General features: G+C 60.5%; 27 protein-coding genes. 1 reads left to right on the forward strand and 26 read right to left on the reverse strand.

What is annotated here, in order from left to right; translation table 11 throughout:
* The first annotated feature begins 246 nt into the window (after positions 1-246).
* Positions 247-621 (forward strand): DUF6124 family protein, encoded by a 375-nt coding sequence (locus tag CAF79_RS18930; RefSeq protein ID WP_085699439.1) that lies wholly within the window; start codon positions 247-249, stop codon positions 619-621.
* A 223-nt stretch (positions 622-844) separates the two neighbouring features.
* Here the strand turns inward: CAF79_RS18930 and flhB are convergent, their stop codons facing one another.
* The 26 genes from flhB to CAF79_RS19060 all read right to left on the reverse strand — a co-directional run bounded on the left by flhB (position 845) and on the right by CAF79_RS19060 (position 24,354).
* A complete protein-coding gene (flhB, locus tag CAF79_RS18935; protein WP_085699441.1) occupies positions 845-1,984 on the reverse strand; it encodes a flagellar biosynthesis protein FlhB in 1,140 nt (379 codons plus the stop codon).
* A gap of 3 nt (positions 1,985-1,987) precedes the next feature.
* A complete protein-coding gene (gene fliR, locus CAF79_RS18940; RefSeq protein WP_085699443.1) occupies positions 1,988-2,773 on the reverse strand; it encodes a flagellar biosynthetic protein FliR in 786 nt (261 codons plus the stop codon).
* Positions 2,774-2,776: 3 nt separating this feature from the next.
* On the reverse strand, positions 2,777-3,046 hold the full coding sequence (gene fliQ, locus CAF79_RS18945; protein ID WP_007951951.1) for a flagellar biosynthesis protein FliQ: 270 nt from the start codon (positions 3,044-3,046) through the stop codon (positions 2,777-2,779).
* On the reverse strand, positions 3,043-3,801 hold the full coding sequence (gene fliP / locus CAF79_RS18950; RefSeq protein WP_039765605.1) for a flagellar type III secretion system pore protein FliP: 759 nt from the start codon (positions 3,799-3,801) through the stop codon (positions 3,043-3,045). The genes fliQ and fliP overlap by 4 nt, the downstream gene beginning before the upstream one ends.
* On the reverse strand, positions 3,801-4,265 hold the full coding sequence (gene fliO, locus CAF79_RS18955; protein WP_085699445.1) for a flagellar biosynthetic protein FliO: 465 nt from the start codon (positions 4,263-4,265) through the stop codon (positions 3,801-3,803). Before fliO ends, fliP begins: the two co-directional genes overlap by 1 nt.
* Entirely contained in the window at positions 4,266-4,724 is a 459-nt protein-coding gene (fliN, locus tag CAF79_RS18960) for a flagellar motor switch protein FliN (RefSeq protein ID WP_085699447.1), read from the reverse strand. It lies immediately after the preceding gene.
* Positions 4,725-4,781: 57 nt separating this feature from the next.
* Entirely contained in the window at positions 4,782-5,750 is a 969-nt protein-coding gene (gene fliM, locus CAF79_RS18965; RefSeq protein WP_003222890.1) for a flagellar motor switch protein FliM, read from the reverse strand.
* Between the two features lie 9 nt (positions 5,751-5,759).
* Complete coding sequence (fliL, locus tag CAF79_RS18970) at positions 5,760-6,263, reverse strand: flagellar basal body-associated protein FliL (protein ID WP_085699449.1); 504 nt, start codon at positions 6,261-6,263, stop codon at positions 5,760-5,762.
* A gap of 212 nt (positions 6,264-6,475) precedes the next feature.
* Complete coding sequence (locus CAF79_RS18975) at positions 6,476-7,837, reverse strand: flagellar hook-length control protein FliK (RefSeq protein WP_085699451.1); 1,362 nt, start codon at positions 7,835-7,837, stop codon at positions 6,476-6,478.
* Between the two features lie 105 nt (positions 7,838-7,942).
* Complete coding sequence (locus tag CAF79_RS18980; RefSeq protein ID WP_085699453.1) at positions 7,943-8,290, reverse strand: Hpt domain-containing protein; 348 nt, start codon at positions 8,288-8,290, stop codon at positions 7,943-7,945.
* A 30-nt stretch (positions 8,291-8,320) separates the two neighbouring features.
* A complete protein-coding gene (locus CAF79_RS18985; RefSeq protein WP_085699455.1) occupies positions 8,321-10,024 on the reverse strand; it encodes a fused response regulator/phosphatase in 1,704 nt (567 codons plus the stop codon).
* A gap of 5 nt (positions 10,025-10,029) precedes the next feature.
* Positions 10,030-10,329, reverse strand: a complete 300-nt coding sequence (locus tag CAF79_RS18990) for an STAS domain-containing protein (RefSeq protein ID WP_011333053.1) — start codon at positions 10,327-10,329, stop codon at positions 10,030-10,032.
* A 101-nt stretch (positions 10,330-10,430) separates the two neighbouring features.
* On the reverse strand, positions 10,431-10,880 hold the full coding sequence (gene fliJ, locus CAF79_RS18995; protein WP_085699457.1) for a flagellar export protein FliJ: 450 nt from the start codon (positions 10,878-10,880) through the stop codon (positions 10,431-10,433).
* Between the two features lie 6 nt (positions 10,881-10,886).
* A complete protein-coding gene (gene fliI, locus CAF79_RS19000) occupies positions 10,887-12,245 on the reverse strand; it encodes a flagellar protein export ATPase FliI (protein ID WP_085699459.1) in 1,359 nt (452 codons plus the stop codon).
* A complete protein-coding gene (fliH, locus tag CAF79_RS19005; RefSeq protein WP_085699461.1) occupies positions 12,235-13,041 on the reverse strand; it encodes a flagellar assembly protein FliH in 807 nt (268 codons plus the stop codon). The genes fliI and fliH overlap by 11 nt, the downstream gene beginning before the upstream one ends.
* Before the next feature lie 4 nt (positions 13,042-13,045).
* Positions 13,046-14,065 (reverse strand): flagellar motor switch protein FliG, encoded by a 1,020-nt coding sequence (gene fliG / locus CAF79_RS19010; protein ID WP_007958288.1) that lies wholly within the window; start codon positions 14,063-14,065, stop codon positions 13,046-13,048.
* A complete protein-coding gene (gene fliF, locus CAF79_RS19015) occupies positions 14,058-15,845 on the reverse strand; it encodes a flagellar basal-body MS-ring/collar protein FliF (RefSeq protein WP_085699463.1) in 1,788 nt (595 codons plus the stop codon). The genes fliG and fliF overlap by 8 nt, the downstream gene beginning before the upstream one ends.
* Before the next feature lie 15 nt (positions 15,846-15,860).
* Complete coding sequence (fliE, locus tag CAF79_RS19020; protein WP_011333048.1) at positions 15,861-16,190, reverse strand: flagellar hook-basal body complex protein FliE; 330 nt, start codon at positions 16,188-16,190, stop codon at positions 15,861-15,863.
* A 128-nt stretch (positions 16,191-16,318) separates the two neighbouring features.
* Complete coding sequence (locus tag CAF79_RS19025) at positions 16,319-17,710, reverse strand: sigma-54 dependent transcriptional regulator (protein WP_085699466.1); 1,392 nt, start codon at positions 17,708-17,710, stop codon at positions 16,319-16,321.
* Between the two features lie 5 nt (positions 17,711-17,715).
* The gene (locus tag CAF79_RS19030) at positions 17,716-18,927 is read right to left on the reverse strand and encodes an ATP-binding protein (protein ID WP_085699468.1); all 1,212 of its coding nucleotides are present in this window, start codon (positions 18,925-18,927) and stop codon (positions 17,716-17,718) included.
* A gap of 110 nt (positions 18,928-19,037) precedes the next feature.
* On the reverse strand, positions 19,038-20,513 hold the full coding sequence (locus CAF79_RS19035) for a sigma-54 dependent transcriptional regulator (RefSeq protein ID WP_003222863.1): 1,476 nt from the start codon (positions 20,511-20,513) through the stop codon (positions 19,038-19,040).
* Positions 20,514-20,685: 172 nt separating this feature from the next.
* The gene (locus tag CAF79_RS19040; protein WP_085683003.1) at positions 20,686-20,982 is read right to left on the reverse strand and encodes a flagellar protein FliT; all 297 of its coding nucleotides are present in this window, start codon (positions 20,980-20,982) and stop codon (positions 20,686-20,688) included.
* 10 nt (positions 20,983-20,992) lie between these two features.
* Entirely contained in the window at positions 20,993-21,391 is a 399-nt protein-coding gene (gene fliS / locus CAF79_RS19045; RefSeq protein WP_085699470.1) for a flagellar export chaperone FliS, read from the reverse strand.
* A 129-nt stretch (positions 21,392-21,520) separates the two neighbouring features.
* Positions 21,521-22,984, reverse strand: a complete 1,464-nt coding sequence (gene fliD / locus CAF79_RS19050; RefSeq protein ID WP_085699472.1) for a flagellar filament capping protein FliD — start codon at positions 22,982-22,984, stop codon at positions 21,521-21,523.
* Between the two features lie 81 nt (positions 22,985-23,065).
* Positions 23,066-23,422, reverse strand: a complete 357-nt coding sequence (locus tag CAF79_RS19055) for a flagellar protein FlaG (protein ID WP_085683005.1) — start codon at positions 23,420-23,422, stop codon at positions 23,066-23,068.
* Between the two features lie 71 nt (positions 23,423-23,493).
* Positions 23,494-24,354 (reverse strand): flagellin domain-containing protein, encoded by an 861-nt coding sequence (locus CAF79_RS19060; protein WP_085699475.1) that lies wholly within the window; start codon positions 24,352-24,354, stop codon positions 23,494-23,496.
* Positions 24,355-24,530 lie beyond the last annotated feature (176 nt).

Raw genomic sequence — 24,530 nt, forward strand, 5'->3', positions numbered from 1 at the left:
GGTTCTATTGTGAGTCGGTCGCTGACGAATCAGCGATCGGGTTTAGCGACTCGGTTCGAATTAAAGGTGCATCAGCGTTCCAGACTTGGTTGTGGATCTGTATGTCTGCAATTTCGTTATGGTGGCTGTATGCGGGAGACCTTGCGGTCTGCCGGGTGCCTTTGACCGGTTCGCTAACCTGCGTACAGCCGCCACCTTCCTGTTTAGCGACTGGATCTGGCGGCTCCACCCCAAAGGAGCTTCACCATGATCAAACCAACACCCAACCCACCCGAAACCGATCCTGCTTCGCCCTACGAATCCCTCGATTCCAGGAAGCTTCACGAAGCCGCCGACCGCGCCCTCGATCACTATCTCTGCCCGCCCGGCACCACACCACCGCCGCGCAAAACCCGCAGAATGTACGCCGTCACCGCCGACTTCAAAAACGAAGAGCTGCTGGTCGATGCCTGCGAAACCCTGGCTTCCGCCAGAACCATCGTCAATGACTTCACCCATCTCATGCCCGCCTCGCAGCGCAGGACGCTGGTGGGGGTTGCGCAACTGATCATGCTCGGGGAGCTGGCAGTAAATCGGGTGCTGGACAATCTGGAACTACCGACGTCGCCGAATCCTGTGTAACGGTTGAGTGATGTGCCGTGGTTGCTGACGTCATCGCGAGCAAGCTCGCTCCCACAGTGATTTGTGGTGTGCTCATATTTTCAGAGCGACGCTAAACCTGTGGGAGCGGCGGTGCGACGATTCGACTTGCCCGCGAACGCGGCCTCACAAGCACCACAGATCATCGGGAATTAAAAAACCGCCACCGGGTTGAACCGGAGGCGGTTTTTTTGCGTCATCACAATCAGGAATCGCGCCGCAGATCCGGCGGAATCGGCAGGTCGTCCTTGAGCGGTTCCGGGCGCTTGCCCTTGCCGGCCTGATGCTGGCGGATCTGGTAGACATAGGCCAGTACCTGGGCGACTGCCAGATACAGGCCACTGGGAATTTCTTCTTCCAGTTCCGTGGAGTAATAGATCGAACGCGCCAACGCCGGCGACTCGAGAAGCATGACGTTGTTGGCCACGGCGATTTCGCGGATCTTCAGCGCCAGGAAGTCGCTGCCCTTGGCCAGCAGCATTGGCGCTCCACCCTTCTCGGCGTCGTACTTGAGCGCCACGGCGTAGTGGGTCGGGTTGGTGATGACCACGTCGGCATCCGGTATCGCGGCCATCATCCGCCGTTGCGACATCTCGCGCTGGACCTGGCGAATCCGCTGTTTGACCTCCGGCCGACCTTCCTGGTCCTTGTGCTCGTCGCGCACTTCCTGCTTGGTCATCTTGAGTTTTTTGATGCTCTCCCAGATCTGCACGGGCACATCGACAGCCGCGATGATGATCAAGCCGCACGCCAGCCACAGCGAGCTCCAGCCCACCAGTTGCAGGCTGTGGATGATCGCCCGGTCCAGCGGCTCATGGGCGATGCGCAACAGGTCGTCGATGTCCGAGTTGAGCACCACCAGCGCCACGCCCAACGTGATGAGAAACTTGGCCAGCGCCTTGAGCAGCTCGATCACGGCCTTCATCGAGAACATCCGCTTGAGGCCCGCCGCCGGGTTCATCCGGCTGAACTTGGGTGCCAGCGAACCGGCGGCGAACAACCAGCCACCCAACGCGATCGGCCCGAGGAAAGCGGCCAGCAACAGGGTAATCATGATCGGCTGGATGGCCAGCAATGCCTGTAACCCGGAGTTCATCAGGAAGGTCGCCATGGAACGCTCATCCATGATCACTTCCCGCGACAGCGTGAAGTTCTGGCGCATCAGATCCATCAACTCCTGCGCCAGCATTCCGCCAAAAACCAGCAGCGCACCCGCACCGGCCAGCATGACCGCCAGGGTGTTGAGTTCCTTGGAACGCGCAATCTCACCCTTTTCCCGGGAGTCCTTTTTGCGCTTCTCGGTGGGGTCTTCTGTTTTGTCCTGACCGCTTTCGCTCTCAGCCATGACTCAGCGCGCCTTTGCCAGTTCGCGTAAAAACTGCAAGGCCTCGGTGGCCAGCGGTTGATACTGATTGAGAATGTCCGCCAGCCCGACCCAGACAATGAACAGGCCGAGCACCAGGGTCAGCGGAAAGCCGATGGAGAAAATGTTCAGCTGGGGCGCAGCGCGGGTCATTACGCCAAAAGCGATGTTGACCACCAGCAGCGCAGTGACCGCCGGCAGCACCAGCAATAACGCGGCGCCCAGCACCCAACCGAGTTTGCCGGCCAGCTCCCAGTAATGCGTGGTCATCAGCCCGCCGCCGACCGGCAGCGTGGTGAAGCTTTCGGTGAGCACTTCGAAGACCACCAGATGCCCGTTCATCGACAGGAACAGCAAGGTCACCAGCATCGTGAAGAACTGCCCGATCACCGCCACCGACACGCCGTTGGTGGGGTCGATCATCGACGCGAAGCCCATGCCCATCTGGATCGCGACGATCTGCCCCGCCACCACGAAGGCCTGAAAGAACAATTGCAAGGAGAAGCCCAGCACCGCACCCACGAGGATCTGCTCGGCAATCATCAGCAGACCGCTGAGATCCAGCGGGCTGACCGCCGGCATCGGCGGCAGGTTGGGCGTGATCACCACGGTGATCGCGAAAGCGAAGTACAGACGGATACGCCGGGGCACCAGCGTGGTTCCGAAGACCGGCATCACCATCAACATCGAGGCGACGCGAAACAGCGGCAGCATGAACGTCGCCACCCAGGTACTGATCTGGGTGTCGGTCAGCTGAAGCAGCGATTGCATGGCTTAGCCGATGACCATCGGAATGTTTTTGTACAACTGCGTGATGTATTCCATGAACGTCTGCACCAGCCACGGGCCGGCGACGATCAGCGTTACCAGCATCACCAGCAGACGCGGCAGGAAGCTCAGGGTCTGTTCGTTGATCTGGGTGGCGGCCTGGAACATCGACACCAGCAGGCCCACCAGCAGACTCGGGACCACCAGGATCGCCACCATCATGGTGGTCAGCCACAGGGCTTCGCGAAAGATGTCGACCGCTACTTCCGGCGTCATGGCGATACACCTCCGAAACTGCTGGCCAGGGTGCCGATGATCAGCGCCCAGCCATCCACCAGCACGAACAGCATGATTTTGAACGGCAGGGAAATGATCAGCGGCGAGAGCATCATCATACCCATCGCCATCAGCACGCTCGCGACCACCAGGTCGATGATCAGGAACGGAATGAAGATCATGAAGCCGATCTGGAACGCGGTTTTCAGCTCAGACGTCACGAACGCCGGCACCAGAATCGTCAGCGGCGCAGCATCCGGAGTGGCGATGTCGGTACGTTTGGACAGGCGCATGAACAGCTCCAGATCGCTGGAGCGGGTCTGGGCGAGCATGAAGTCCTTGATCGGCACCTGGGCCTTTTCCACTGCCTGCTGGGCGGTCAGCTTTTCCGCGAGGTACGGCTGCAAGGCATCGTTGTTCACCCGGTCGAACACCGGCGCCATGATGAACAGCGTCAGAAACAGGGCCATGCCGGTGAGGATCTGGTTCGACGGCGTCTGCTGCAAACCCAGGGCCTGACGCAGGATCGAGAAGACGATGATGATCCGGGTGAAGCTGGTCATCAGGATGACGGCGGCCGGAATGAAGCTCAGCGCCGTCATGATCAGCAGGATCTGCAGGCTTACCGAGTACTCCTGCGCGCCCTCGGCGTTGGTGCCCAGCGTGATCGCCGGGATCGACAACGGATCGGCGGCAAACGCCAGCGGCGCGGCCAACATCAGGGCCAGGGTCAAGACGATGCGCAACGCACCCATTACTTCTTATCCTTCTGATCCTTGCCGAGGATCTTCAACAGATGCTGGGCAAATTCCGGAGTCGCTTTGTCGGCGGTGCTCGGCACCTCGACCGGCTCTTTGAGCACGTGCAGCGCAGTGATGGTTCCGGGGCTGAGGCCGAGCAGAATCTGCTCGTTGCCCACCTGCACCAGCATCAGACGGTCACGCGGCCCGAGCGCGCGGGATCCGATCAACTCGATCACCTGGCCCTTGCCGGCGGGACCTGCCTGCTGCACCCGGCGCAACAACCAGGCGAGGAAGAAGATCAACCCCAGCACCAGCAACAGCCCCAGCACCAGTTGCGTCAGTTGACCCGCCACGCCGCTGTTGACGGCCGGGGCAGCCGCCGCTGCGGTGGTCGCCACCGGCTCGGCCGCCAGCACGCTGAACGGCAACGGCAACGCCAGCGCCAGACCGAACAAAGCCCCCAGAACCTTTTTCACTCAGCGCAGCTTCTTGATGCGTTCGCTCGGGCTGATCACGTCAGTCAGACGGATGCCGAACTTTTCGTTGACCACCACCACTTCGCCGTGGGCGATCAGGGTGCCGTTGACCAGCACGTCCAGCGGCTCACCGGCCAGACGATCAAGCTCGATCACCGAACCCTGGTTGAGTTGCAGCAGGTTGCGGATGTTGATGTCGGTGCTGCCCACTTCCATCGAGATCGACACCGGGATGTCGAGAATCACATCCAGATTCGGGCCGTCCAGCGACACCGGCTCGTTGCTTTTCGGCACGCTGCCGAACTCTTCCATCGGCAGACGGTTGGAGCCCGAAGCGCTGGCGTCGGCGGCCAGCAGCGCGTCGATGTCGGCCTGTCCGGCTTCACCGGTTTCTTCCAGGGCGGCAGCCCATTCATCGGCCAGTGCCTGATCGTCCTGGGTGTTCATATCGTCGTTCATCATTTGTCCTCGGCGGGCAAAAAACCGGTAAAAGAATCAGGGAATGAGGGCGCCGCTTCAGCGGCGCTCGATCGGCTCGATGACTTGCAACGCGAGGTTGCCTTTGTGCGAGCCCATCTTGACCTTGAAGGCCGGCACGCCGTTGGCGCGCATGATCATGTCTTCCGGCATTTCGACCGGAATCACATCACCCGGCTGCATGTGCAGGATGTCGCGCAGTTTCAACTGGCGGCGAGCCACGGTGGCACCGATCGGCACGTCGACGTCGAGCACGTCCTGGCGCAGGGCGTTGACCCAGCGTTCGTCCTGGTCGTCGAGGTCCGACTGGAAACCGGCGTCGAGCATTTCACGCACCGGCTCGATCATCGAGTACGGCATGGTCACGTGCAGGTCGCCGCCACCGCCGTCGAGTTCGATGTGGAACGTGGAAACCACGATCGCTTCGCTCGGGCCGACGATGTTGGCCATGGCCGGGTTCACTTCCGAGTTGATGTACTCGAAGTTGACTTCCATGATCGCCTGCCAGGCTTCTTTCAAATCGACGAACGCCTGCTCCAGCACCATGCGCACCACGCGCAGTTCGGTCGGGGTGAATTCACGCCCTTCGATCTTGGCGTGACGGCCGTCGCCGCCGAAGAAGTTGTCCACCAGCTTGAACACCAGTTTGGCGTCGAGGATGAACAGCGCGGTGCCGCGCAGGGGTTTGATCTTGACCAGATTGAGGCTGGTCGGCACGTACAGCGAGTGCACGTATTCGCCGAACTTCATCACCTGTACGCCACCGACGGCAACGTCCGCCGAGCGGCGCAGCATGTTGAACATGCTGATACGGGTGTAGCGGGCAAAACGCTCGTTGATCATTTCCAGGGTCGGCATGCGTCCACGGACGATGCGATCCTGGCTGGTCAGGTCGTAGCTTTTGACACTGCCGGGTTCGGCAGCGTTATCGGTCTGTACCAGACCATCGTCGACGCCATGCAACAGCGCGTCGATTTCATCCTGGGACAGCAGATCCTGCACGGCCATGTCGTGTTCCTACTGCAGTACGAAATTAGTGAAAAGCAACTGTTCGATCACCACTTTGCCCAGCTCTTTCTGCGCCACTTCCTGGACGCTGGCTGTAGCCTTCTGGCGCAGCATCTCTTGACCGACCGGGGTCGCCAGCGTGGCGAAATCCTGACCGGAGAAGAGCATCACCAGGTTGTTGCGGATTACCGGCATGTGCACTTTGAGCGCTTCCAGATCCGCCTGATTGCGCGCCAGCATGGTGATGCTCACCTGCATGTAGCGCTGACGGCCGTTCTGGTTGTAGTTGGCCACGAAGGCCGGCGCCATCGGCTCGAAAATCGCCGGTTGCTTGCCGACCGGTGCCGCTTCGGCCGCCGCCTGGGGCTTGCTCTGGGCACTGTGCATGAAGAACCAGGTCGCCCCCACGGACGTACCGATCGCCAGCAACAGACCCAGCACGATCATGATGATCAGCTTGAGTTTGCCTTTGGTTGCGGGGTCTTTTACTGCTGCAGCTTCGCTCTTCGCCATGCCAATAATCCGTCACTAATCGGGTTTTCACAGTCGCACGGCAAGGCAAGAGCAAGTGTTATGCCAGAAGTGTTGGAGGGGTAGACAGGGGCAGCGCAAACAACTGTGGGAGCGAGCTTGCTCGCGAAAGCGGTTTAACATTCAACACAGGTGTTGTTCGTCAAAAAGCCTTCGCGAGCAAGCTCGCTCCCACAGTTAATTTGCCTTGAATATCAGGCGTAGTAGTCGACGGCGCTGGAGCCGATCACGTGTGTGGCCGTAGCAGCCGCTTCAGCCACGGTCGCAGACGTCAACTCTTCTTCCGAAGAGTCCAGGCGACCACCAGCAGCACGGGTGCGCCCCGTCTGGCCTTGTTGCGCCTGCTCCTGACCCTGACCCTGCCAGCCACGGTTCTGGTCGGAAACGTTGACGTCGACCTGCCCCATGCCTTGCTGGGTGAACATCTCGCGCAGGCGGTGCATCTGACCGTCGAGGGCTTCACGCACGCTCGGATGCGCACTCATGAAGGTCACCTGGGTCTGCTGGTCCGGCACCATGTTCACCCGAATATCCAGCCGTCCCAGCTCGGCCGGCTGCAACTGGATGTCAGCCGCCTTCAGGTTGTTGCTCGACAGGTACATGACGCGGTTGACCACTTCTTCGGTCCAGCCGTTCTGGTGCATGGCAATCGGCTGGTTTACCGGCACCGCGTTGGCGGTTTTCGGCGTGGCAGCCTGAGTCAGCGCCGCCAGACGGTTGGCGAAATCATCCACGCGGGTGTCGCTGGTGGCAGTCTTCAGGTCCTTCAGGCCGTCATCGATCAGACCGCTGAATGCCTTTTCGCCGCCCTGGCTGGTGCTGTCCTTGTCCGCCTGCACATCGAGCATGCTGGCCATGCCGGCAGCGAAGTTCTGCGCCGAGGTCAATTCACCGTCAGCCTGAGCCTGGGCCGGGGTGGCCTTGGGTTGAGACTGACTGGACGCGGAAATGTGCCCACTCTGCTCCATGGCCATGCGCACGGCAGGCAGCGAATCCAGCGGATCCGCCTCGGGGTCGAAAGCCGGGTCAGTGGCCGGTGCCGGATCCTTGACCATACCCGGCAATGCCGCCACGGCTGATTTGTCGGTTTCCGGTTTTGCGGCGGTATCGACGACAGGGGTGGCGGCTACCGGTGCGGTAACGACGGGCTCTACCGCTGCCACCAGTGCCGGATCCACCGGTGCTGTGTCGACAACAGGAGTCGTTGCGGTATCGGCAGTCTCATCATCAGCAGCAGTCTTGTCGTCCGTTGCCGCCGTCGCCGGTTTGTCGGCGGGCAAGGCTTTGCCGCTATCGGCAACCGCCGGCGCCGGGGCGGCAGACTGATCCTTACCCAGGTCTTTCTTGCCGCTGTTGTCAGCAACCTTGTCACGGGCAGGTTTGGCCGAATTGTCGACGCTCACCGAGGGTTTGTTCGGGCCTTGATCGGCGAACACCTGAGCGAAGCTGGAGGCCTTGTCCCCGGGCTCTGCGGCCACTGCCGATGATTTGGCCGAGGCAGCTTGCGCCTTGCCCTGGGCGGCGGTCTGAAGAAGAATGTTGGGGCTTGCAGGCATGGCACGGTCTCCGCTGCACTGGGATCGTAGGTACAGTTGGGATAGATGACTGCAAGTGCCGGGCCAGTTTCGTCAGAATTGCGACAAAACCGCCCGACGGCAGGTTCAGTGGGTCAGCGAGCGCTGCCGCTCGGCGACATAAACGGGCCGCACATCGGCGAATTCGCTATGGATATCGGCGACCAGCTTGATGATTTCAGAAGGGCTTTTGTCTTTGGCATGCTGTTCCAGCTCCTGGCACAACACCGCAAGACGAATCGCGCCCATGTTGCTGCTGCTGCCCTTGAAGCTGTGCGCAACGGATGACAATGCATCGGCATCGGCAGTCTGCTGCAACTCCCGCAAGCGATTTTCGGAATCGGCAAGAAAGGTATCCAGCAGTTCCGGATAGCTGTCTTCCATCACTTCCCGCAGCGCGCTTAGCGCCTCGTGGTCCACATGTGTATCAGCCACTTGTTCACTCCTTGATCAAGAATGCGCGGATTATGCCAGAGCCTCCCAGAAAAACTCCACGCGAGCACTGCGACCATCGTCCGACCAGCTCGGGTTTTTGCTCAACTGCCGGATCAGACTGACACCGCGTCCCGACAGACGGACATCGTCGAGCGGCTGTTCCATCACGCGCGAGACATCGAATCCCTGGCCGCTGTCCTCGACCCGCACCACCAGACAACCGCCCTCGCCTTCCGGCCGCACCTGCAAATGCACGCGCACGTAACCGTCCTGCAAGGCCTCGAGGCGCGCATTGCGCTGCTCGTAATAACGGGCGAAACCTGAGGCATCGCGCTTGAGGCTCGAATCCAGACCCAGCACGCCATGTTCCAGCGCATTGGAATAAAGCTCGGCCAGCACGCTGTACAGTGCGCCACTCTGCGCCCGCAAGCCATGCACCTCAAGCAGCAACTGCAACAGGTAAGGCAGCGGATTGAAGCGTTTGAGCGTGGCACCGCGAAATTCGAAGCTCACCGACCAGTCCAGCGGACAGGACTGGCCACTGTCGGAATACACTGGCGCCGTTGGATTGACCTGCGCCATTTCCAGCAGGCTGACCTCGACCATGCTCACATCGTCCCGGGCCTGGCCGCGAAAGTCCTGCAACGCCTGCTCGATTTCCTCGAACAGCCGATCCGGCTGGCGATTGGCGGCGAACACCTTGTGCAAGCGCTCGACACCGAATAACTGATCGTTGGCATCGCAGGTGTCGATGACGCCGTCCGAGAGCAGGAATACCCGGTCACCCACCGCCATCGGGTGAACCTCGGTGCGGTCATCGAAGGTCTGCGGGCTGAGCACCCCCAACGGCAAGTGGCGTGCCGCCAGCGGCGTACGCTCCCCGGTGGCGAGGCAATGCAGATAACCGTCAGGCATGCCGCCGTTCCAGACCTCCACCGAACGTCGCTGAAAACTCAGGCACAACAGCGTGGCGCAACAGAACATGTCCACCGGCAGGATGCGCTTGAGCTTGGCGTTCATTTCCCGCAGCGTCTCGGCCAGACCGTAACCTTTGGCGGTCATGCCATAGAACACTTCGGCCAGCGGCATCGCGCCGACGGCCGCGGGCAATCCATGACCGGTGAAGTCACCGAGCAACACATGCATGTCGCCGGACGGGGTGTACGCGGCCAACAACAGATCGCCGTTGAACAGCGCATAGGGCGATTGCAGGTAACGAATGTTCGGTGCGCTCAGGCAACCGGAATGCGCGACCTTGTCGAATACGGCCTTGGCGACCCGTTGCTCGTTGAGCAGATAGTCGTGATGCCTGGCGATCAGGTCGCGTTGCTGAAGAACCGTGGCCTGCAAACGCCGCAAGCGATCCATCGCCTTGATTTTGGCGGCGAGGATCACCTGGTTGTAAGGCTTCGCCAGAAAGTCGTCACCGCCGGCCTCAAGGCAACGGGCCAAGGCTTCACTCTCGGTCAGCGAGGTGAGGAAGATGATCGGCACCAGGCTCTCACCCGCCAGCTTCTTGATCTGCCGCGCGGCTTCGAACCCGTCCATCACCGGCATCATGGCGTCCATCAGCACCAGATGCGGCTTTTGCCGGATAAACGCCTCGACCGCCTCCGCACCGTGGGTGGCCGTCAGCACTTCATGCCCCTGACGACGGACGATGGTCGACAACAGCAGCCGGTCGGCGGCACTGTCTTCGGCGATCAGGATTGTCAGCGGCTCTTGCGGCTGCATGGCCGTCAACTGATGTCGAACAGTTTGTCGAAGTTGGAGATGGCGAGGATTTTCTTCACGTCGGAACTGCTGTTGACCACGCGAATTTCCGAGTCGTCGCCACCGACGTGATCACGCAACAGAAGCAGCATGCCGAGTGCCGAACTGTCGAGATAAGTCGCCTCCTTGAGGTCGACAATCACCGACTCGGGCTGCTCTTTTTCGTAGGATTGGCGAAATTCCTGATGCTTGGCGAAATCGAATCGCCCCTTGACCGAAATCGTCAGTTTTTTCTTGTCCGCAGAAACTTCTGTAACGACTGACATGTACTGGCTTCCTTGTCATTGACGAACGTGTACAAGGTTTAGCACTTGGAGGGGCCATGGGCAAGGCGCGATGGCGTCGGGATTTGTGCGAGATCTGCCCGTCAAAACGCCTCGTGGCGAGGCAAACGCTGGGACAATTCGTCCAGCAGCTTCTGTTCGCGCTTGTCTTCGGCGCGCTGCGCTTCTTCCATATAGCGTTGTACAAGCTTGCGCAGACCTTCCACCCGGGCGAATGCCTGCTGCCAGGCATCACGAGCCTTGTCCAGGTTGTTCTGGTGCCATTGCAGGCTCTGGCGCTGCTGATCGACAGCGGTGTCGAGTTGCGCGAGAAAGCCCTGAAAACCGAGCAGCCATTGCCCGGACACGCCGGTGCTGCCACGCACGATCCATTGTTCGGAGTAATCCAGACGGAAGGCATGCAAGTCGGCGAGTTTGCTCTCGGCCACTTTCACCTGCCCCTGAAAATAACCCAGGCGCTGCACGGCGGTTTTCTCGGCCTTCTCGGCCATGTCCACCACCGGCGCCAGGCGCGCGGCTCGACTCAGGGCCATGACGGATTACCCGCCGGCCGCCGGGGCGAAAATCGTGCTGAGGTACGCCTCGCTTTCACCCAGACTGATGTTGTCGTTGAGACCCTGACGCAGATACCTGACCAGCTGCGGTTGAAGGGAAATGGCCGTGTCGGTTTCGCGGTCGCCGCCCGCGACATAGGCGCCGACGCTGATCAGGTCGCGACTCTGTTGATAGCGCGACCACAGCTGCTTGAAGTATTGCGCGCGAGTCATGTGTTCCGGCGACACCACCGCCGGCATCACCCGACTGATCGAGGCTTCGATATCGATGGCCGGGTAATGACCTTCCTCGGCCAGCCGCCGCGACAGCACGATGTGCCCGTCGAGTACACCCCGCGCGGAGTCGGCGATCGGGTCCTGCTGGTCATCGCCTTCGGACAATACGGTGTAGAACGCGGTGATCGACCCACCGCCCTTCTCCGCGTTACCGGCGCGCTCCACCAGTTTCGGCAGTTTGGCGAATACCGACGGCGGATAACCCTTGGTCGCCGGCGGCTCGCCGATGGCCAGGGCGATTTCCCGCTGGGCCTGGGCGAAACGGGTCAGGGAATCCATCAGCAACAGGACGTTCTTGCCCTTGTCACGGAAATACTCGGCGATCCGCGTGCAATACATCGCCGCGCGCAGACGCATCAGTGGCGCATCGTCCGCCGGCGACGCCACCACCACGGAACGCTTGAGGCCTTCTTCACCGAGGATGTGCTCGATGAATTCCTTAACCTCACGACCCCGCTCACCGATCAAGCCGACGACGATGATGTCGGCTTCGGTGAAGCGGGTCATCATGCCCAGCAGCACCGATTTACCGACACCGGTACCGGCGAACAGGCCCAGACGCTGACCACGACCGACCGTCAACAAACCGTTGATGCAACGGATGCCGACATCCAGCGGCACGCTGATCGGGTCACGGTTGAGCGGGTTGATGGTCGGGCCGTCCATCGGCACCCAGTCTTCGGCCTTCATGCCGCCCTTGCCGTCCAGCGCACGTCCGGCGCCGTCCAGCACGCGACCGAGCATGCTCATGCCCATCGGCAGGCGACCGGTGTCAGCCAGCGGCACCACACGGGCGCCCGGCGCAATGCCGGCCACGCTGCCGACCGGCATCAGGAACACCTTGCTGCCGGAAAAGCCCATGACTTCGGCTTCAACCTGGGACGGGTGATAGGTGTCGTCGTTGATCACCATGCAGCGGGTGCCCATGGCGGCGCGCAGGCCTTCGGCTTCGAGCGTCAGGCCGACCATGCGCAGCAGGCGCCCTTCGAGGATCGGCGCGCCGGCGATTTCGGTGGCCTCGGCGTAAGTGCTCAGGCGCTTGGCGAAACTGGTGCGTTCAAGGCGCATCAGGGGCGTCCGCGAGCGGCTCTTCTGCGACCGGTGCCGGTTTTGGCGACTCCGGCAGGTCCAGGCTCAGGTCCGGCGCAGCCGGGTGCAGGGCCTGTTCGTGCAACTGGTCGAACAGCTTGGCCATGACCTGGCTGACGCGGGTTTCGATGCTGGCGTCGATCCGGCTGTGATCGGTCTCGACCCGGCAACCGCCCGGCAGCAGCGATTCATCCTCAACGATGCGCCAGGTTTCCTCATGACGTTCGCGCAAGGCTTTGACCTGTTCGAAATCCTGCGGATTGACGTACAGCCGCACATTGCCCACGCCCAGCGGCAACAGCTTGAGGGCGTCGCGCATGACGTGTTCGATCTGCGTCGAGTCGATGGCCAGTTCGCGCTGGATCACCTGACGGGCGATGTGCTGCACGAGGTCGACCAGCGACTTTTCAATCTGGGTGTCTTGCTCGGCGATGGGTTCGAAGAGGTGGCCCATCAGTTGCTCAAGGCTGTTGACCTTGGCCGTCAGGACCACTTCGGCTTCCTGACGCACCTTGAGGGTGGCGCTGTGAAAGCCTTCCTTTTCGCCGATGGCGAAGCCCTCGTTGTAGGCTTCCTGACGGATGCTTTCGAGTTCTTCCAGAGTCAGTGGCTGGACCTCTTCCAGCGGCACTTCTTCCATTTCCGGCGGTTCAGGCTCCGGTTCCGGCTCGGGCTCCGGTTTCGGCGGGTCGAAGCTGGGCAAGGCCCAGGTATCGAAGCCGCGGACGTCCCGGGCACGGATCAGGTCCGTCACATCGTCGTCATGCTTGTCCATGGGCTTAGATCATTTCCTCGCCGCCCTTGCCACCGAGCACGATTTCTCCGGCTTCGGCCATACGGCGGGCGATGGTGAGGATTTCCTTCTGCGCGGTCTCCACGTCGCTGACGCGCACCGGGCCCTTGGCCTCGAGGTCGTCGCGCAGCAGTTCGGCGGCACGCTTGGACATGTTCTTGAAGATCTTCTCCTTGACGCCTTCGTCCGAACCCTTGAGGGCCAGCACCAGCACATCGGAAGACACTTCGCGCAACAGCGCCTGGATTCCGCGGTCGTCGACATCGGCCAGGTTGTTGAACACGAACATGAGGTCTTCGATCTGACCGGACAGGTCTTCGTCGACTTCGCGGATCGAGTCCATGAGCTGACCTTCGATCGAGCTGTCGAGGAAGTTCATGATGTCCGCCGCCCGCTTGATGCCACCCAGGGTGGTGCGCGAGGCGTTCGAGTTGCCGGAGAACTGCTTCTCGAGGATCTGGTTCAATTCTTTCAGCGCGGCCGGCTGTACGGTGTTCAACGACGAGACGCGCAGGATGATGTCCAGACGCACCTTGTGGTCGAAGTTGCCCAGCACTTCACCGGCCTGATCCGGATCGAGGTACGCGACCACGATCGCCTGGATCTGCGGGTGCTCGTAACGGATCACGTCGGCAACGGCGCGCGGCTCCATCCATTTCAGGCTGTCGAGGCCACTGGTGTTGCCGCCCAGCAGAATGCGGTCGATCAGGCCGTTGGCCTTGTCTTCACCCAGGGCCTGGGTGAGCATTTTGCGCACGTAGTCGTCGGAGCCGACGCCCAGGCTGGTCTGGTCGCCGACGATGTCGACGAACTCGCTCATGACCTGCTCGACCTGCTCACGGTGGACGTTGCCCATCTGGGCCATGGCCACACCCACGCGCTGGACCTCTTTGGGGCCCATGTGGCGCAGCACTTGTGCGGCATCGGTCGAACCCAGGGACAGCAGCAGGATCGCGGCTTTATCGACCCGGGACAGTTTGGCGACGGCGGCTCGGTTATCACTCATCTGCGTTAATCCACTCTTTCACGACCTGGGCCACACGACCCGGATCTTCTGCCACCAGACTCTTGATTGCGTTCAACTGAGCGTCATAACCCTCGCTCGGGCTCGGCAGCAGGATGCTGGTCGGGCCGCCGAGGCTGACGCGATCGTTGGACAGTTCACCATCCAGACCGCCCATGCCACCGAGTTCCATGTCGCCGCCCAGACCGGCCAGCTCCTTGCTTTTGCCGCCACCGGTGATGTTGTTGAGCACCGGACGCAGCACGCCGAACACCAGCACCAGGATGAACAACACGCCCAGCACTTGTTTGACGATGTCCCAGAACCATGGCTGGGAGTAGAACGGAATGTCGGCGATCACTTCGCCGCGCTCGGCGGAGAACGGCATGTTGATCACGCTGACGCTGTCGCCACGACTGGCATCGAAGCCGACGGCGTCCTGCACCAGACGGGTGAAGCGCGCCAATTCGTCGGCGCTCCACGGCGCACGGGTGGTTTCGCCGTTGGCCGGGTTGATCTTGACCTGATCGTCCACCACGACCGACACCGACAGGCGATTCAGGCGACCCTGCTGTTGTTTGGTGTGGCTGATGGAACGGTCGAGCTCGAAGTTCTTGGTGGATTGTTGACGCTTGTCCGCCGGGTACGGCGCGAGCATTGGCTGGCCGGTGGCCGGGTCCATGATCTGCTGACCGTTGGCATCAACCAGTGGCTGGCCAGGTTGCACCATGCTCGCCGGGGCCGCTGCGCCACCGGTGGTTTGCGGTGCCGAAGCCGGCGACGGCGGCTGGTTGCTCAGGGCACCCGGCACGCCTTGCGGGCCATTGCTGGCGGTGCGTTGTTCGTTGACCGACTGCTCGCTGCGCAGGGCCGGTTGATCCGGGTTGAACTGCTCGGCGGTCGATTCGACGGCACTGAAATCAATGTCGGCCGAGACTTCAGCCTTGTAGCGATCGTTGCCCAGTACCGGTTGCAGAATGTTGTGCACACGCTGGGTCAGCATGCTTTCCATGCGGCGGCTGTAATCGAACTGCTTGCCGGCCATGGTCATTTCGGCGTTTTCCGCCTGATCCGACAGCAGGTTGCCCTTCTGGTCGACGACGGTGATCTGCGATTTGCTCAGCTCGGGAACGGAGGTTGCCACGAGGTTGATGATGGCAACCACCTGGCCAGGCTCCAGCGAACGACCGGAGTACAACTCGACCAGTACCGAAGCGCTTGGCTTGCGTTCGTCACGCACGAACACCGAACTTTTCGGGATCGCCAGGTGAACGCGCGCGCCCTTGACGTTGTTCAGGCTGGAAATGGTGCGGGCCAGCTCACCTTCGAGGCCGCGACGGTAACGGGTCGCTTCCATGAACTGGCTGGTGCCCAGCCCCTGTTCCTTGTCGAGGATTTCAAAACCGATGTTGCCGTCGCTGGGAGTGACACCAGCGGCCGCAAGTTTCAGTCGCGCACGGGACAGGTCATCGGCCTTGACCAGCAAGGCGCCGGAGTTCGGTTCGACGGTGTAGGGAATGTCGGCGGAGGCCAGAGTGTCCATGACCTGCTTGGCGTCCATGCCGGCAAGGCTGCCGTACAGAGGCCGGTAGTCCGGTTGCTGCGACCACAGCACCACGGCAAAGCCAATCGCCACGCTCGCGGCCAGGCCGACCAACAGGCCCACCTGACGCAGCACGGTCATCTCGGAGAGGTTTTCCAGGAAGGACAGGCCGAACAGCGGCGGTTTGCCGTCTATCGGGGTGGCCTTGGCCGGAACGTTATCGGCGACTGCTTCTGCCATGACTCAATCTCGTCCTTAAACCGGCATCTGCATGATGTCTTGATAAGCCTGAACCAGCTTGTTGCGCACCTGGGTCAGGGCCTGGAACGACACGCTGGCTTTTTGCGAGGCAATCATCACGTCCGTCAGATCGACGCCGCTCTTGCCGATTTCGAACGCGTTGGCCAATTGACTCGAAGCCTGTTGGGTATCGTTCACTTTGTTGATGGCCTGACCGAGCATGTCGGAAAAGTTGCTGCCTGCCACTTCCGGGACAGCGGAAGTCGATTTCGGCTTCGACATGGCGTCCATTTGCATGGCCTTCATGTCCATCATCAACCGATTAAATTCAATACCTTGGCTCATGGTCTACTCTCTTGGGCGGCCCGCAATTTTTTGACACTCACTCGGCGGGTACTCAGGTGTTAGCAACAACGGTGCCAGCTCATGGGCACCGCTTTCAGAAAAGCCGTTTCAAACGTTTGCGCCACTGGTCAGGTCGCGAACAGGTAGCCTTCGACATCCATGCCCGCATCGCGCATTTGCGCCAGTTTGTAACGCAGGGTGCGCGGGCTGATGCCGAGTTTTTCCGCCGCTTCCTTGCGCCGACCGCGCTCGGTGCGCAGGGTGTCGATGATCATCTGGAACTCGCGGCGACGCAGGTCATCGCCCAGCGCACCGGCCGAGTCCGCCTCGATCTCGACTTCACGAATGACCGGTACAACCGGCGCAACCGCCGGCAATGGAGCGAACAGCGCAGGCCCGGAGAGACAGAAATCCTGCGGCTGGATCAACCCGCCCTGCTGGAGAATCAAGGCCCGCTGGACCGCGTTATCCAGCTCGCGCACGTTGCCCGGCCACGGATAACCAATCAGGCACGCTTGCGCCTCGGGCGAAAACTTCGCCATCGCATGCTTCATTTTATTGACGTGTTTGGCCAACAGACGCTCGGCCAGCGGCAGGATATCGGCGGTGCGCTCGCGCAACGGACGCCAGGCCAGGGGAAATACCGACAGACGATAGTAAAGGTCTTCACGAAACCGCCCCGCCGCGACTTCGCCGGCCAGATCCCGGTTGGTGGTCGCCACCACGCGAATATCGAGGGTGATCGGCTTGCGTGCACCGACCCGCTCCACTTCCCGCTCCTGCAACACCCGCAGCAACTTGGCTTGCAAGCCCAGGGGCATTTCGGAAATTTCATCGAGCAGAATGGTGCCGCCGTCCGCCTGTTCGAACTTGCCGGCCTGGGCTGCGATGGCGCCGGTGAACGAGCCTTTTTCGTGACCGAACAGGGTCGCTTCGAGCATGTTGTCCGGGATCGCCGCACAGTTGATCGCAATGAACGGCTGACTGGCGCGATGAGACTGCTGGTGAATGTAGCGCGCCAGCACTTCCTTGCCGGTACCGGACTCGCCGGAGATCAGCACGGTGGAATCGCTGCGTGCGACCCGCGCCGCCAGATCCAGCAATTGAGCACTGGCGGGCTCGACCGCGACCGGCCCTTCAGCGTCGCTGATACCGAGACTGCCCAGGGCGTGACGCGCTACCAGATCCAGCAGGGCCTTGGGCTCGAACGGTTTGACCAGATAATCCGCCGCCCCCTGGCGCATCGCATCGACCGCGCGCTCGACTGCGCCATGGGCAGTCATCAGCAGCACCGGCAATTGCGGCTGCCGCGCGCGCAGCAAGCCGAGCAATTGATGGCCGTCCATGCCCGGCATGTTGACGTCGCTGACCACCAGACTGAACGCTTCGCGCTCGACGGCCTTCAGCGCCTCTTCGGCCGAACCCACTGCGTGGTAGTCGTGGCCGGCCAGCAACAGCGTATCGGCCAGCGCCTCGCGCAACGAGCGGTCATCCTCGACCAGCAGAACCTTGATGCCCATGACCTTCACTCAGCTCCCTGTACAGCAGAAAACAACGGCAGGATGACCTGCGCGCACGTACCGCGCCCGACCCGCGAACGCAGCTGCAATTCTCCCTGATGCGCACGCGCCACGGCCTTGACCACGGTCAGGCCCAGGCCGGTGCCGGTGACTTTGGTGGTGAAAAAGGGCTCGCCCAACCGCGCCAGCACTGCCGCATCGATACCGCTGCCGCTGTCACTGACACACAGGCGCAAGGTGTTGTCGCGGGTATAGCAATGCACCTTCAGACGCACCTCGCCGGCACTCGCCTGAATCGCGTTTTCAATCAGATTGAGTAACGCCCCGACCAGCGTGTCGCGGTTGCACAGCAACTCGCCGGCGTGGCTGTCGCACTGCCAGCGAATCGGCAGATCCTGCACATGGGTCAGCGCCGCAGCCTGTAACGACTGCATCAAGGCGCCGGGCGTGACGCGGTCGGTCAGCGGCAGCTCACCGCGAGCGAACACCAACATGTCGCGCACCTGATGCTCCAGCTCGTGCAAGCGCTCCTTGAGGCGCCCGGCGAAACGCTGCTGGGTGGCGAACGGCAATTGCTGCTCGGTCAAGTGACTGGCGTATAACAATGCGGCGGACAACGGCGTGCGAATCTGATGAGCCAGCGACGCGACCATCCGCCCCAGGGACGACAGTCGCTCGTGGCGGGCCAACTGATCCTGCAAGTGACGGGTTTCAGTCAGGTCGTTGAGCAGCACCAACTGCCCCGGCTCGGCATCCAGCGAGCGGGTGGCAATCGACAGGCGTCGACCGTTTTTCAAGGAAATTTCGTGGCCGTCATCTTCACGGGGCGCGAAGCAACGGGCGATGACATGGCGCCACAACTCACCTTCCAGCGGCAGGCCAAGCAATTCGATGGCGGCGGGATTGGCCTCGCACACGATGCCGTGACCGTCGATGACGATGACGCCACCGGGCAACAGATCGAGAAGGTTTTGCAGACGGTTGGCCAGCCGTTCTTTTTCCGCCAGTTCCTGCATGCGCTGGGCGCTGACTACGGCCAGCTCACCCTTGAGCTCGGTAACCCGGGCTTCGAGCATGCTGTAGGAGTCGGTCAGCTGGCTGGACATTTGATTGAACAGGGCGAATGCCTGCTCAAGCCCTTGGCGGCTCGCCTGCTCTACGGACGGCAGTTGCCCCGAGGACTCGGGGACAGAAGACATCTGGGAGGCTTGGGGCATTGTGCTCTCTCGCTTGGCTGACCGTCAGTTAAACGGAACGTTGCGAGGGATGTAGCAATACCCGTGCCTAAAAAAAACCGCTTATAAATGAAGCAGTTGAAAAACAGGCGTCAATCATCCGCCTGTTCATCTCCTTCACGACGGCTCATGCCGTACTTGCGCATCTTCTCCACCAGCGTGGTGCGGCGAATGCGCAGGCGTTCGGCGGCGCGGGCCACGATGCCGTTGGCGTCGTCCAGCGCCTGCTGGATCAAGCCCTGCTCCAGACCACCGAGGTAGTCCTTCAGGTCAAGACCTTCCGGCGGCAGCATGGCGTTGGCGGTGAAGTCCGGCGTATGGCCGTTGATCGCCACACGCTCTTCCAGATCGCTGCGCAGGCTGTCGACCATTTGCTCGTCTTCGTCGTCGACGTAGCGGAATTTCTTCGGCAGCTCGACCACGCCGATCACCCCGTACGGATGCATGATCGCCATGCGCTCCACCAGGTTGGCCAGCTCGCGGACGTTGCCCGGCCAGCCGTGGCGGCACAGAGACATGATCGCAGCAGAGTTGAAGCGGATCGAACCGCGCTTCTCGTGCTCCATGCGCGAGATCAGCTCGTTCATCAGCAACGGAATGTCTTCGACGCGCTCACGCAGCGGCGCCATCTCGATCGGGAACACGTTCAGGCGATAGTAGAGGTCTTCGCGGAAGGTGCCGATCTCGATCATGCTTTCGAGATTCTTGTGGGTCGCCGCGATGATGCGCACGTCGACGCTCTGGGTCTTGTTGCTGCCCACGCGCTCGAAGGTGCGCTCCTGCAGCACACGCAATAGCTTGACCTGCATCGGCAGCGGCATGTCGCCGATTTCATCGAGGAACAGCGTACCGCCGTTGGCCAGCTCGAAACGACCGGCACGGCTGGTGATCGCGCCGGTGAAGGCACCCTTCTCGTGACCGAACAGCTCGCTTTCCAGCAACTCGGCCGGGATTGCGCCACAGTTGACCGGCACGAACGGCGCGTCGCGGCGCTTGGAATGGTAATGCAGGTTGCGCGCAACCACTTCCTTGCCGGTGCCGGACTCGCCGAGGATCAGTACGCTGGCGTCGGTGTCGGCCACTTGCTGCATCATCTGACGCACATGCTGGATCGCGCGGCTGGTGCCGACGAGACTACGGAACAGGTTGGGCTCACGATGACGGCCGCGCTCGCGGGCCTGGTCGTACATCTCGCGATAGACCTGGGCGCGGTGCAGGGAGTCCAGCAGTTTGCTGTAGCTCGGCGGCATTTCGAGGGTCGAAAGTACCCGGCGGCGCTGGTCTTCGGGCAAGTCAACCGAAGAATTATCGCCCATCAGCAAAACCGGAAGGAACTCATCCCAGGTTGAGAGTGTCTTTAACAGGCCCAAAAGCGCACCAGGAGCATTGACCGTCCCGATCAGTACGCAAATGACCTCACGACTAGACGACAAAGAGCCGACTGCCTGCTGCCAGTCATGGCTTCCGCAGGGTAAATTTTCTTCGCCAAGAAAATTCAAGATCACCGCCAGGTCGCGGCGGCGGACGCTATCGTCATCGATCAGCAGAATTTTGGTTTCACGCCACATGCAATAGCAACTTCCCTAGTCAACTCAATGCCCAAAATGAGGGGCAAGCGAGACGCTTGCAGGACACCTTGTGCCTGTAGACGCCTGAAATCTGAAAACAGCCACTAGTTAAGTCAAAAAACCGTGCACAGTCAAATTTATGGCGCACATGTCTGGATTAACTGAGGGTTAATTAACCAAACAGATGGTAAACCTTTGCCGCATTCTGCGCTTGGGTGATCTGCGACATCTCGTCGACTATCGCCTGACGCTCACCCATGGCGACTTCAAGCAGCTGCTTGTACACGTGCAGCAACTCCTCAAGATTGTCCCGCAGCGCTACCTCATCAAGAGACGCCTCACTCATGACATCTTCCATGCAGGAACGGCAATCGAGATCCAGTTGACCGATCGCCTCCCAGTTGCGCTCGGCCAGGGCACCGACCAACGCCACTCGGGTTTCTTCGATTCGCTGCAATACAAGACTCATGATGATCTCCTTAAAACTGAGGAGCAGGCGTAGGAGCAATGGCGTCCCAGCCTTCTTTTACCGTGCTCAACAAGCCGGCAACCTCGTCCAGAATACGCGGGTCGCTGCTGATGTTCGCCTCGGCGAGACGCTTCATCATGTAGATGTAAAGACCATCCAGATCTGCCAGCGTATCCGCGCAATTTTCCAGATCCAGGCCTTCACGCAGACCGCTGACGATGCCAATGGCCTTGCTGATCGACGTGCACTTGGCAGGAATATCCTTGCGCTCGATCGCACCCTTGGCCTGGGCGATACGGTCCAGGCCGCCTTCCATCAGCATTTGCACCAGGCGATGAGGGCTGGCTTCGGACGTCTGAGCCTGCGCACCTACTTTCTGGTATTGCCGAAGGGCTAACATCGGATTCATATTCTACCTCATTTGCCACAATGACTCGTATGAACAGTGTATCGCCAGCGAGTCGAAAAACTTTAGACCATAAGACAAAAACCCGGCGCACGCTCGAAAGCGTAGCCGGGTTTTTGTCGCTCTTGCATATTACTTCGCGGATTGCTGAGCATTCAGCGAGCTGAAGAACGACGTGATGTTGCTCGCCGTAGCCTTCATTTGCCCTACCAGCAAGTCCATGGCGTTGTACTTGGCAGTCAACGTCTTGGTCAGGTTGGCCACACGCAGATCCAGCGCCAGTTGCTGGGAAGTGAGGTTACGTGTGTTGTTGTTCAGGATAGTCAGGCGCTGATCCAGCAGGCCGGTGGTGGTCTTGCCATCGGCCGAAGCCTTGAGGTAAGGATCCACGGCCTTGCTCATGCGCGCCAACAGACCATTGGTGTCGTTGGTGCCAGTGAACATCTCCTGGACCTTGCCGCTCATGCCCGGCGTAGCCATGGCCTTGTTGAATGCAGTCGTGTCGAACGTCAGGTTACCGGTATTGCGGTCGGTCATGACCCCCAACTGCGACAGATAGGCTATCGGGCTGCCAGCGGTTGCACTCGGGGCGGTAATTTGCCCACGGATATCGGCAACCAGCGAGCGCGCCAGGGAGTCACCGGTGAACGCCGCCTGAACGGTCAGCTTGCCATCTTCGTCCGGGGTCGCCTTGGACAAGGTGTCGATGGTGTTTTTCAAGGTGTTGTAGGCATCGACGAACGCCTGAACCGACGTCTGCAAACCTTTGGTATTACCGTCGACAGTCACCGTGACAGGTGTCGGTGGCGTACCCGGGCTGGCCGTTACCAGGTTCATCGTCAGACCGCTGATAGCACCGGTAACCGTGTTGCTCTTGCTGGTCACCGCCAGACCATCAATGGTCAGCGACGCATCCTTGGCGAGGCCATTGACCGCGCCGGAGTCACCGGCGGCCGGGTTGGAGCCCATCGACTGGGTACCGTCGATTTCCAGGCCGGCAATGCCGCTGACTTTCATGTCGGAGCCGGCGCCAGTCTTGCTCGAACTGATCACCAGGCGCGAAGCACCCGAGCTGTCGGTCACAATGTTGGCGGAAATACCGTTGACGGCCTGAGCCGAGTTAATCGCATCCCGGGTACTCTGCAAGGTGGCATTGGCCGGGATCGTGACATTGTAATCAGTGCCATTCTGAGTGATTTTCAGGGTACCACTCGGAATGGCACTGGCAGCACCGCCGGCAAAGGATGCACTGGCTATTTTCGAGCCGGTAGCCAGATTATTCACAACAACACTGTAAGTACCCGAGACGGCGGTGTTATCCGCAGAAACCCCCAGAACGGCCGGAGTGCCCGAAGTTGCCGTGTAACCGGCAAACGCTGGATTGGTCTTGCTGCCCAGATTGGTCATCGCGGTCTGGAATGCGGTCAGCGCACTCTTCAACGTGCCGATACCGGAAATCTTCAGCGTGTTGGTTTTAGTCGCATTATCGATCTGCGTCTGCTTCGGCGACTTGTCGGCATTGACCAGCGCAGTAACGATTGCACCGATGTCCAGGCCGGAGCCCAGGCCCGAACCCGGTAAAATTGGACTTGCCATGTGCATCTCCCTTGGGGTTGTTGCCAGTCTTTTGACCCTTGCCGGCGCCTAAAGAACTTCAAACACTATTCATGCCAGTTATCAGACTTTGGCGTCGAACAACACGTGACTTGCGTTGGCGAGGCTGTCTGCCAGCTTCAGGGCTTCTGCGGAAGGGATCTGTCGTACGACCTCGCCCGTCTCGCTTGCGATCACCTTGACGATGACCTTCCCGGAATGCTCATCGATCGAGAACTCCAGATTGCGCTTGATCGACTGAACGAACTTCTCGATCTCCTGCACCGCCAGCTTCAGCTTGTTTTCATCGGCTTCCTGGCTCTTTTTCGAGGCAGGAACCGCTTCAACGGTCTGAGGCTTCGTTTCCACCGGCTTGTCAGCAACGGTATTGGCTGGCTTGGGAGCCGGATAAGACACGTTAAGCTTGACGCTCATGTCCATGCTCATCACCTCATAACGTAAAAAGCGAGAGAGCACGCAAGCGCACTCCCCCGCTAAAACTCATTCCGAAATTACTGAAGCAGCTTCAGTACAGCGGAAGGCAGTTGGTTGGCTTGGGCCAGAACAGAGGTCGAAGCCTGTTGCAGGGTTTGCTGCTTGGTCAGGTTAGCAGTCTCTGCGGCGAAGTCGGTATCTTGTACGCGACCTTGTGCAGCAGTGGTGTTCTCGGTGATGTTCTGCAAGTTCTGGATGGTGCTGGTCAGACGGTTTTGCGAAGCACCCAGGCTGGCACGAGTTGCACCGATTGCAGCGATAGCGGCGTCGATTGCAGTGATCGCGTTGTCGATGTTCTGCGCAGCAGAACCAGCACCAGTACCCGAAGTACCGGTCAGAACTACAGTACCGCTACCTACGGACAGGCTGACGGCGTCGAACTTGGAGCTCAGTACCAGGTCGATGTGGTTAGCCGAACCGGTGTTTGCACCCACTTGCAGAGTCACAGTACCAGCCGAACCATCCAGCAGGTTTTTGCCGTTCAGGTTGGTAGCGGCCGAGATACGGGTGATTTCGTCAGACATCTGAGCGAATTCAGCGTTGGTAGCGGTCTGGTCAGCAGTACCGTTGGTACCGTTACGTGCTTTAACAGCCAGTTCACGCATACGCTGCAGAATGTCGGTCGAAGCTTGCAGAGCGCCTTCAGCGGTCTGGGCAACGGAGATACCGTCGTTGGCGTTCTGGATTGCCTGGGTGTTACCGCGGATCTGGGAAGACATACGGTTGGAGATCTGCAGGCCAGCGGCGTCGTCTTTAGCGCTGTTGATTTTCAGGCCGGAAGACAGGCGCTGCATCGAAGTCGACAGAGCGTCGGAAGCGCGGTTCAGGTTTTTCTGAACGTTCAACGACGTGGTGTTGGTGTTTACTGTTAAAGCCATGACGAATTCCTCGTTGGTTGGGTACTGCGGCTTCCGGCCCTGGCAACCGCCGGGTATGGCCTAGAGAACCTTCGTAATAGTTATCGTCGGGTTTGCAGGTTGCTTGAGGGCTTTTTTGAAAAAATTTGCCATCAACCTGCCACCCCCAAGAAAACAAAGACTTAGCAGCACTTTAC

It is taken from the genome of Pseudomonas sp. B26(2017), from assembly GCF_002113045.1.
Classification (GTDB): Bacteria; Pseudomonadota; Gammaproteobacteria; order Pseudomonadales; family Pseudomonadaceae; genus Aquipseudomonas.

What these genes read in the sequence shown, in the direction of transcription:
- CAF79_RS19030 (WP_085699468.1), bottom strand. Translation starts at nt 18,927, where the DNA reads ATGCCCCAAGCCTCCCAGATGTCTTCTGTCCCCGAGTCCTCGGGGCAA.
- fliM (WP_003222890.1), bottom strand. Translation starts at nt 5,750, where the DNA reads ATGGCCGTGCAGGATCTGCTGTCCCAGGATGAAATCGACGCGCTGTTG.
- CAF79_RS18985 (WP_085699455.1), bottom strand. Translation starts at nt 10,024, where the DNA reads ATGCAGCCGCAAGAGCCGCTGACAATCCTGATCGCCGAAGACAGTGCC.
- CAF79_RS18975 (WP_085699451.1), bottom strand. Translation starts at nt 7,837, where the DNA reads ATGCCTGCAAGCCCCAACATTCTTCTTCAGACCGCCGCCCAGGGCAAG.
- fliN (WP_085699447.1), bottom strand. Translation starts at nt 4,724, where the DNA reads ATGAACGACGATATGAACACCCAGGACGATCAGGCACTGGCCGATGAA.
- fliH (WP_085699461.1), bottom strand. Translation starts at nt 13,041, where the DNA reads ATGGACAAGCATGACGACGATGTGACGGACCTGATCCGTGCCCGGGAC.
- flhB (WP_085699441.1), bottom strand. Translation starts at nt 1,984, where the DNA reads ATGGCTGAGAGCGAAAGCGGTCAGGACAAAACAGAAGACCCCACCGAG.
- CAF79_RS19040 (WP_085683003.1), bottom strand. Translation starts at nt 20,982, where the DNA reads ATGAGTCTTGTATTGCAGCGAATCGAAGAAACCCGAGTGGCGTTGGTC.
- CAF79_RS19025 (WP_085699466.1), bottom strand. Translation starts at nt 17,710, where the DNA reads ATGGGCATCAAGGTTCTGCTGGTCGAGGATGACCGCTCGTTGCGCGAG.
- fliQ (WP_007951951.1), bottom strand. Translation starts at nt 3,046, where the DNA reads ATGACGCCGGAAGTAGCGGTCGACATCTTTCGCGAAGCCCTGTGGCTG.
- CAF79_RS19055 (WP_085683005.1), bottom strand. Translation starts at nt 23,422, where the DNA reads ATGGACATGAGCGTCAAGCTTAACGTGTCTTATCCGGCTCCCAAGCCA.
- fliI (WP_085699459.1), bottom strand. Translation starts at nt 12,245, where the DNA reads ATGCGCCTTGAACGCACCAGTTTCGCCAAGCGCCTGAGCACTTACGCC.
- fliE (WP_011333048.1), bottom strand. Translation starts at nt 16,190, where the DNA reads ATGAGCCAAGGTATTGAATTTAATCGGTTGATGATGGACATGAAGGCC.
- fliR (WP_085699443.1), bottom strand. Translation starts at nt 2,773, where the DNA reads ATGCAATCGCTGCTTCAGCTGACCGACACCCAGATCAGTACCTGGGTG.
- fliJ (WP_085699457.1), bottom strand. Translation starts at nt 10,880, where the DNA reads ATGGCCCTGAGTCGAGCCGCGCGCCTGGCGCCGGTGGTGGACATGGCC.
- fliG (WP_007958288.1), bottom strand. Translation starts at nt 14,065, where the DNA reads ATGAGTGATAACCGAGCCGCCGTCGCCAAACTGTCCCGGGTCGATAAA.
- fliL (WP_085699449.1), bottom strand. Translation starts at nt 6,263, where the DNA reads ATGGCGAAGAGCGAAGCTGCAGCAGTAAAAGACCCCGCAACCAAAGGC.
- fliP (WP_039765605.1), bottom strand. Translation starts at nt 3,801, where the DNA reads ATGGGTGCGTTGCGCATCGTCTTGACCCTGGCCCTGATGTTGGCCGCG.
- fliD (WP_085699472.1), bottom strand. Translation starts at nt 22,984, where the DNA reads ATGGCAAGTCCAATTTTACCGGGTTCGGGCCTGGGCTCCGGCCTGGAC.
- CAF79_RS19035 (WP_003222863.1), bottom strand. Translation starts at nt 20,513, where the DNA reads ATGTGGCGTGAAACCAAAATTCTGCTGATCGATGACGATAGCGTCCGC.
- CAF79_RS18990 (WP_011333053.1), bottom strand. Translation starts at nt 10,329, where the DNA reads ATGTCAGTCGTTACAGAAGTTTCTGCGGACAAGAAAAAACTGACGATT.
- fliS (WP_085699470.1), bottom strand. Translation starts at nt 21,391, where the DNA reads ATGAATCCGATGTTAGCCCTTCGGCAATACCAGAAAGTAGGTGCGCAG.
- fliF (WP_085699463.1), bottom strand. Translation starts at nt 15,845, where the DNA reads ATGGCAGAAGCAGTCGCCGATAACGTTCCGGCCAAGGCCACCCCGATA.
- CAF79_RS19060 (WP_085699475.1), bottom strand. Translation starts at nt 24,354, where the DNA reads ATGGCTTTAACAGTAAACACCAACACCACGTCGTTGAACGTTCAGAAA.
- CAF79_RS18930 (WP_085699439.1), top strand. Translation starts at nt 247, where the DNA reads ATGATCAAACCAACACCCAACCCACCCGAAACCGATCCTGCTTCGCCC.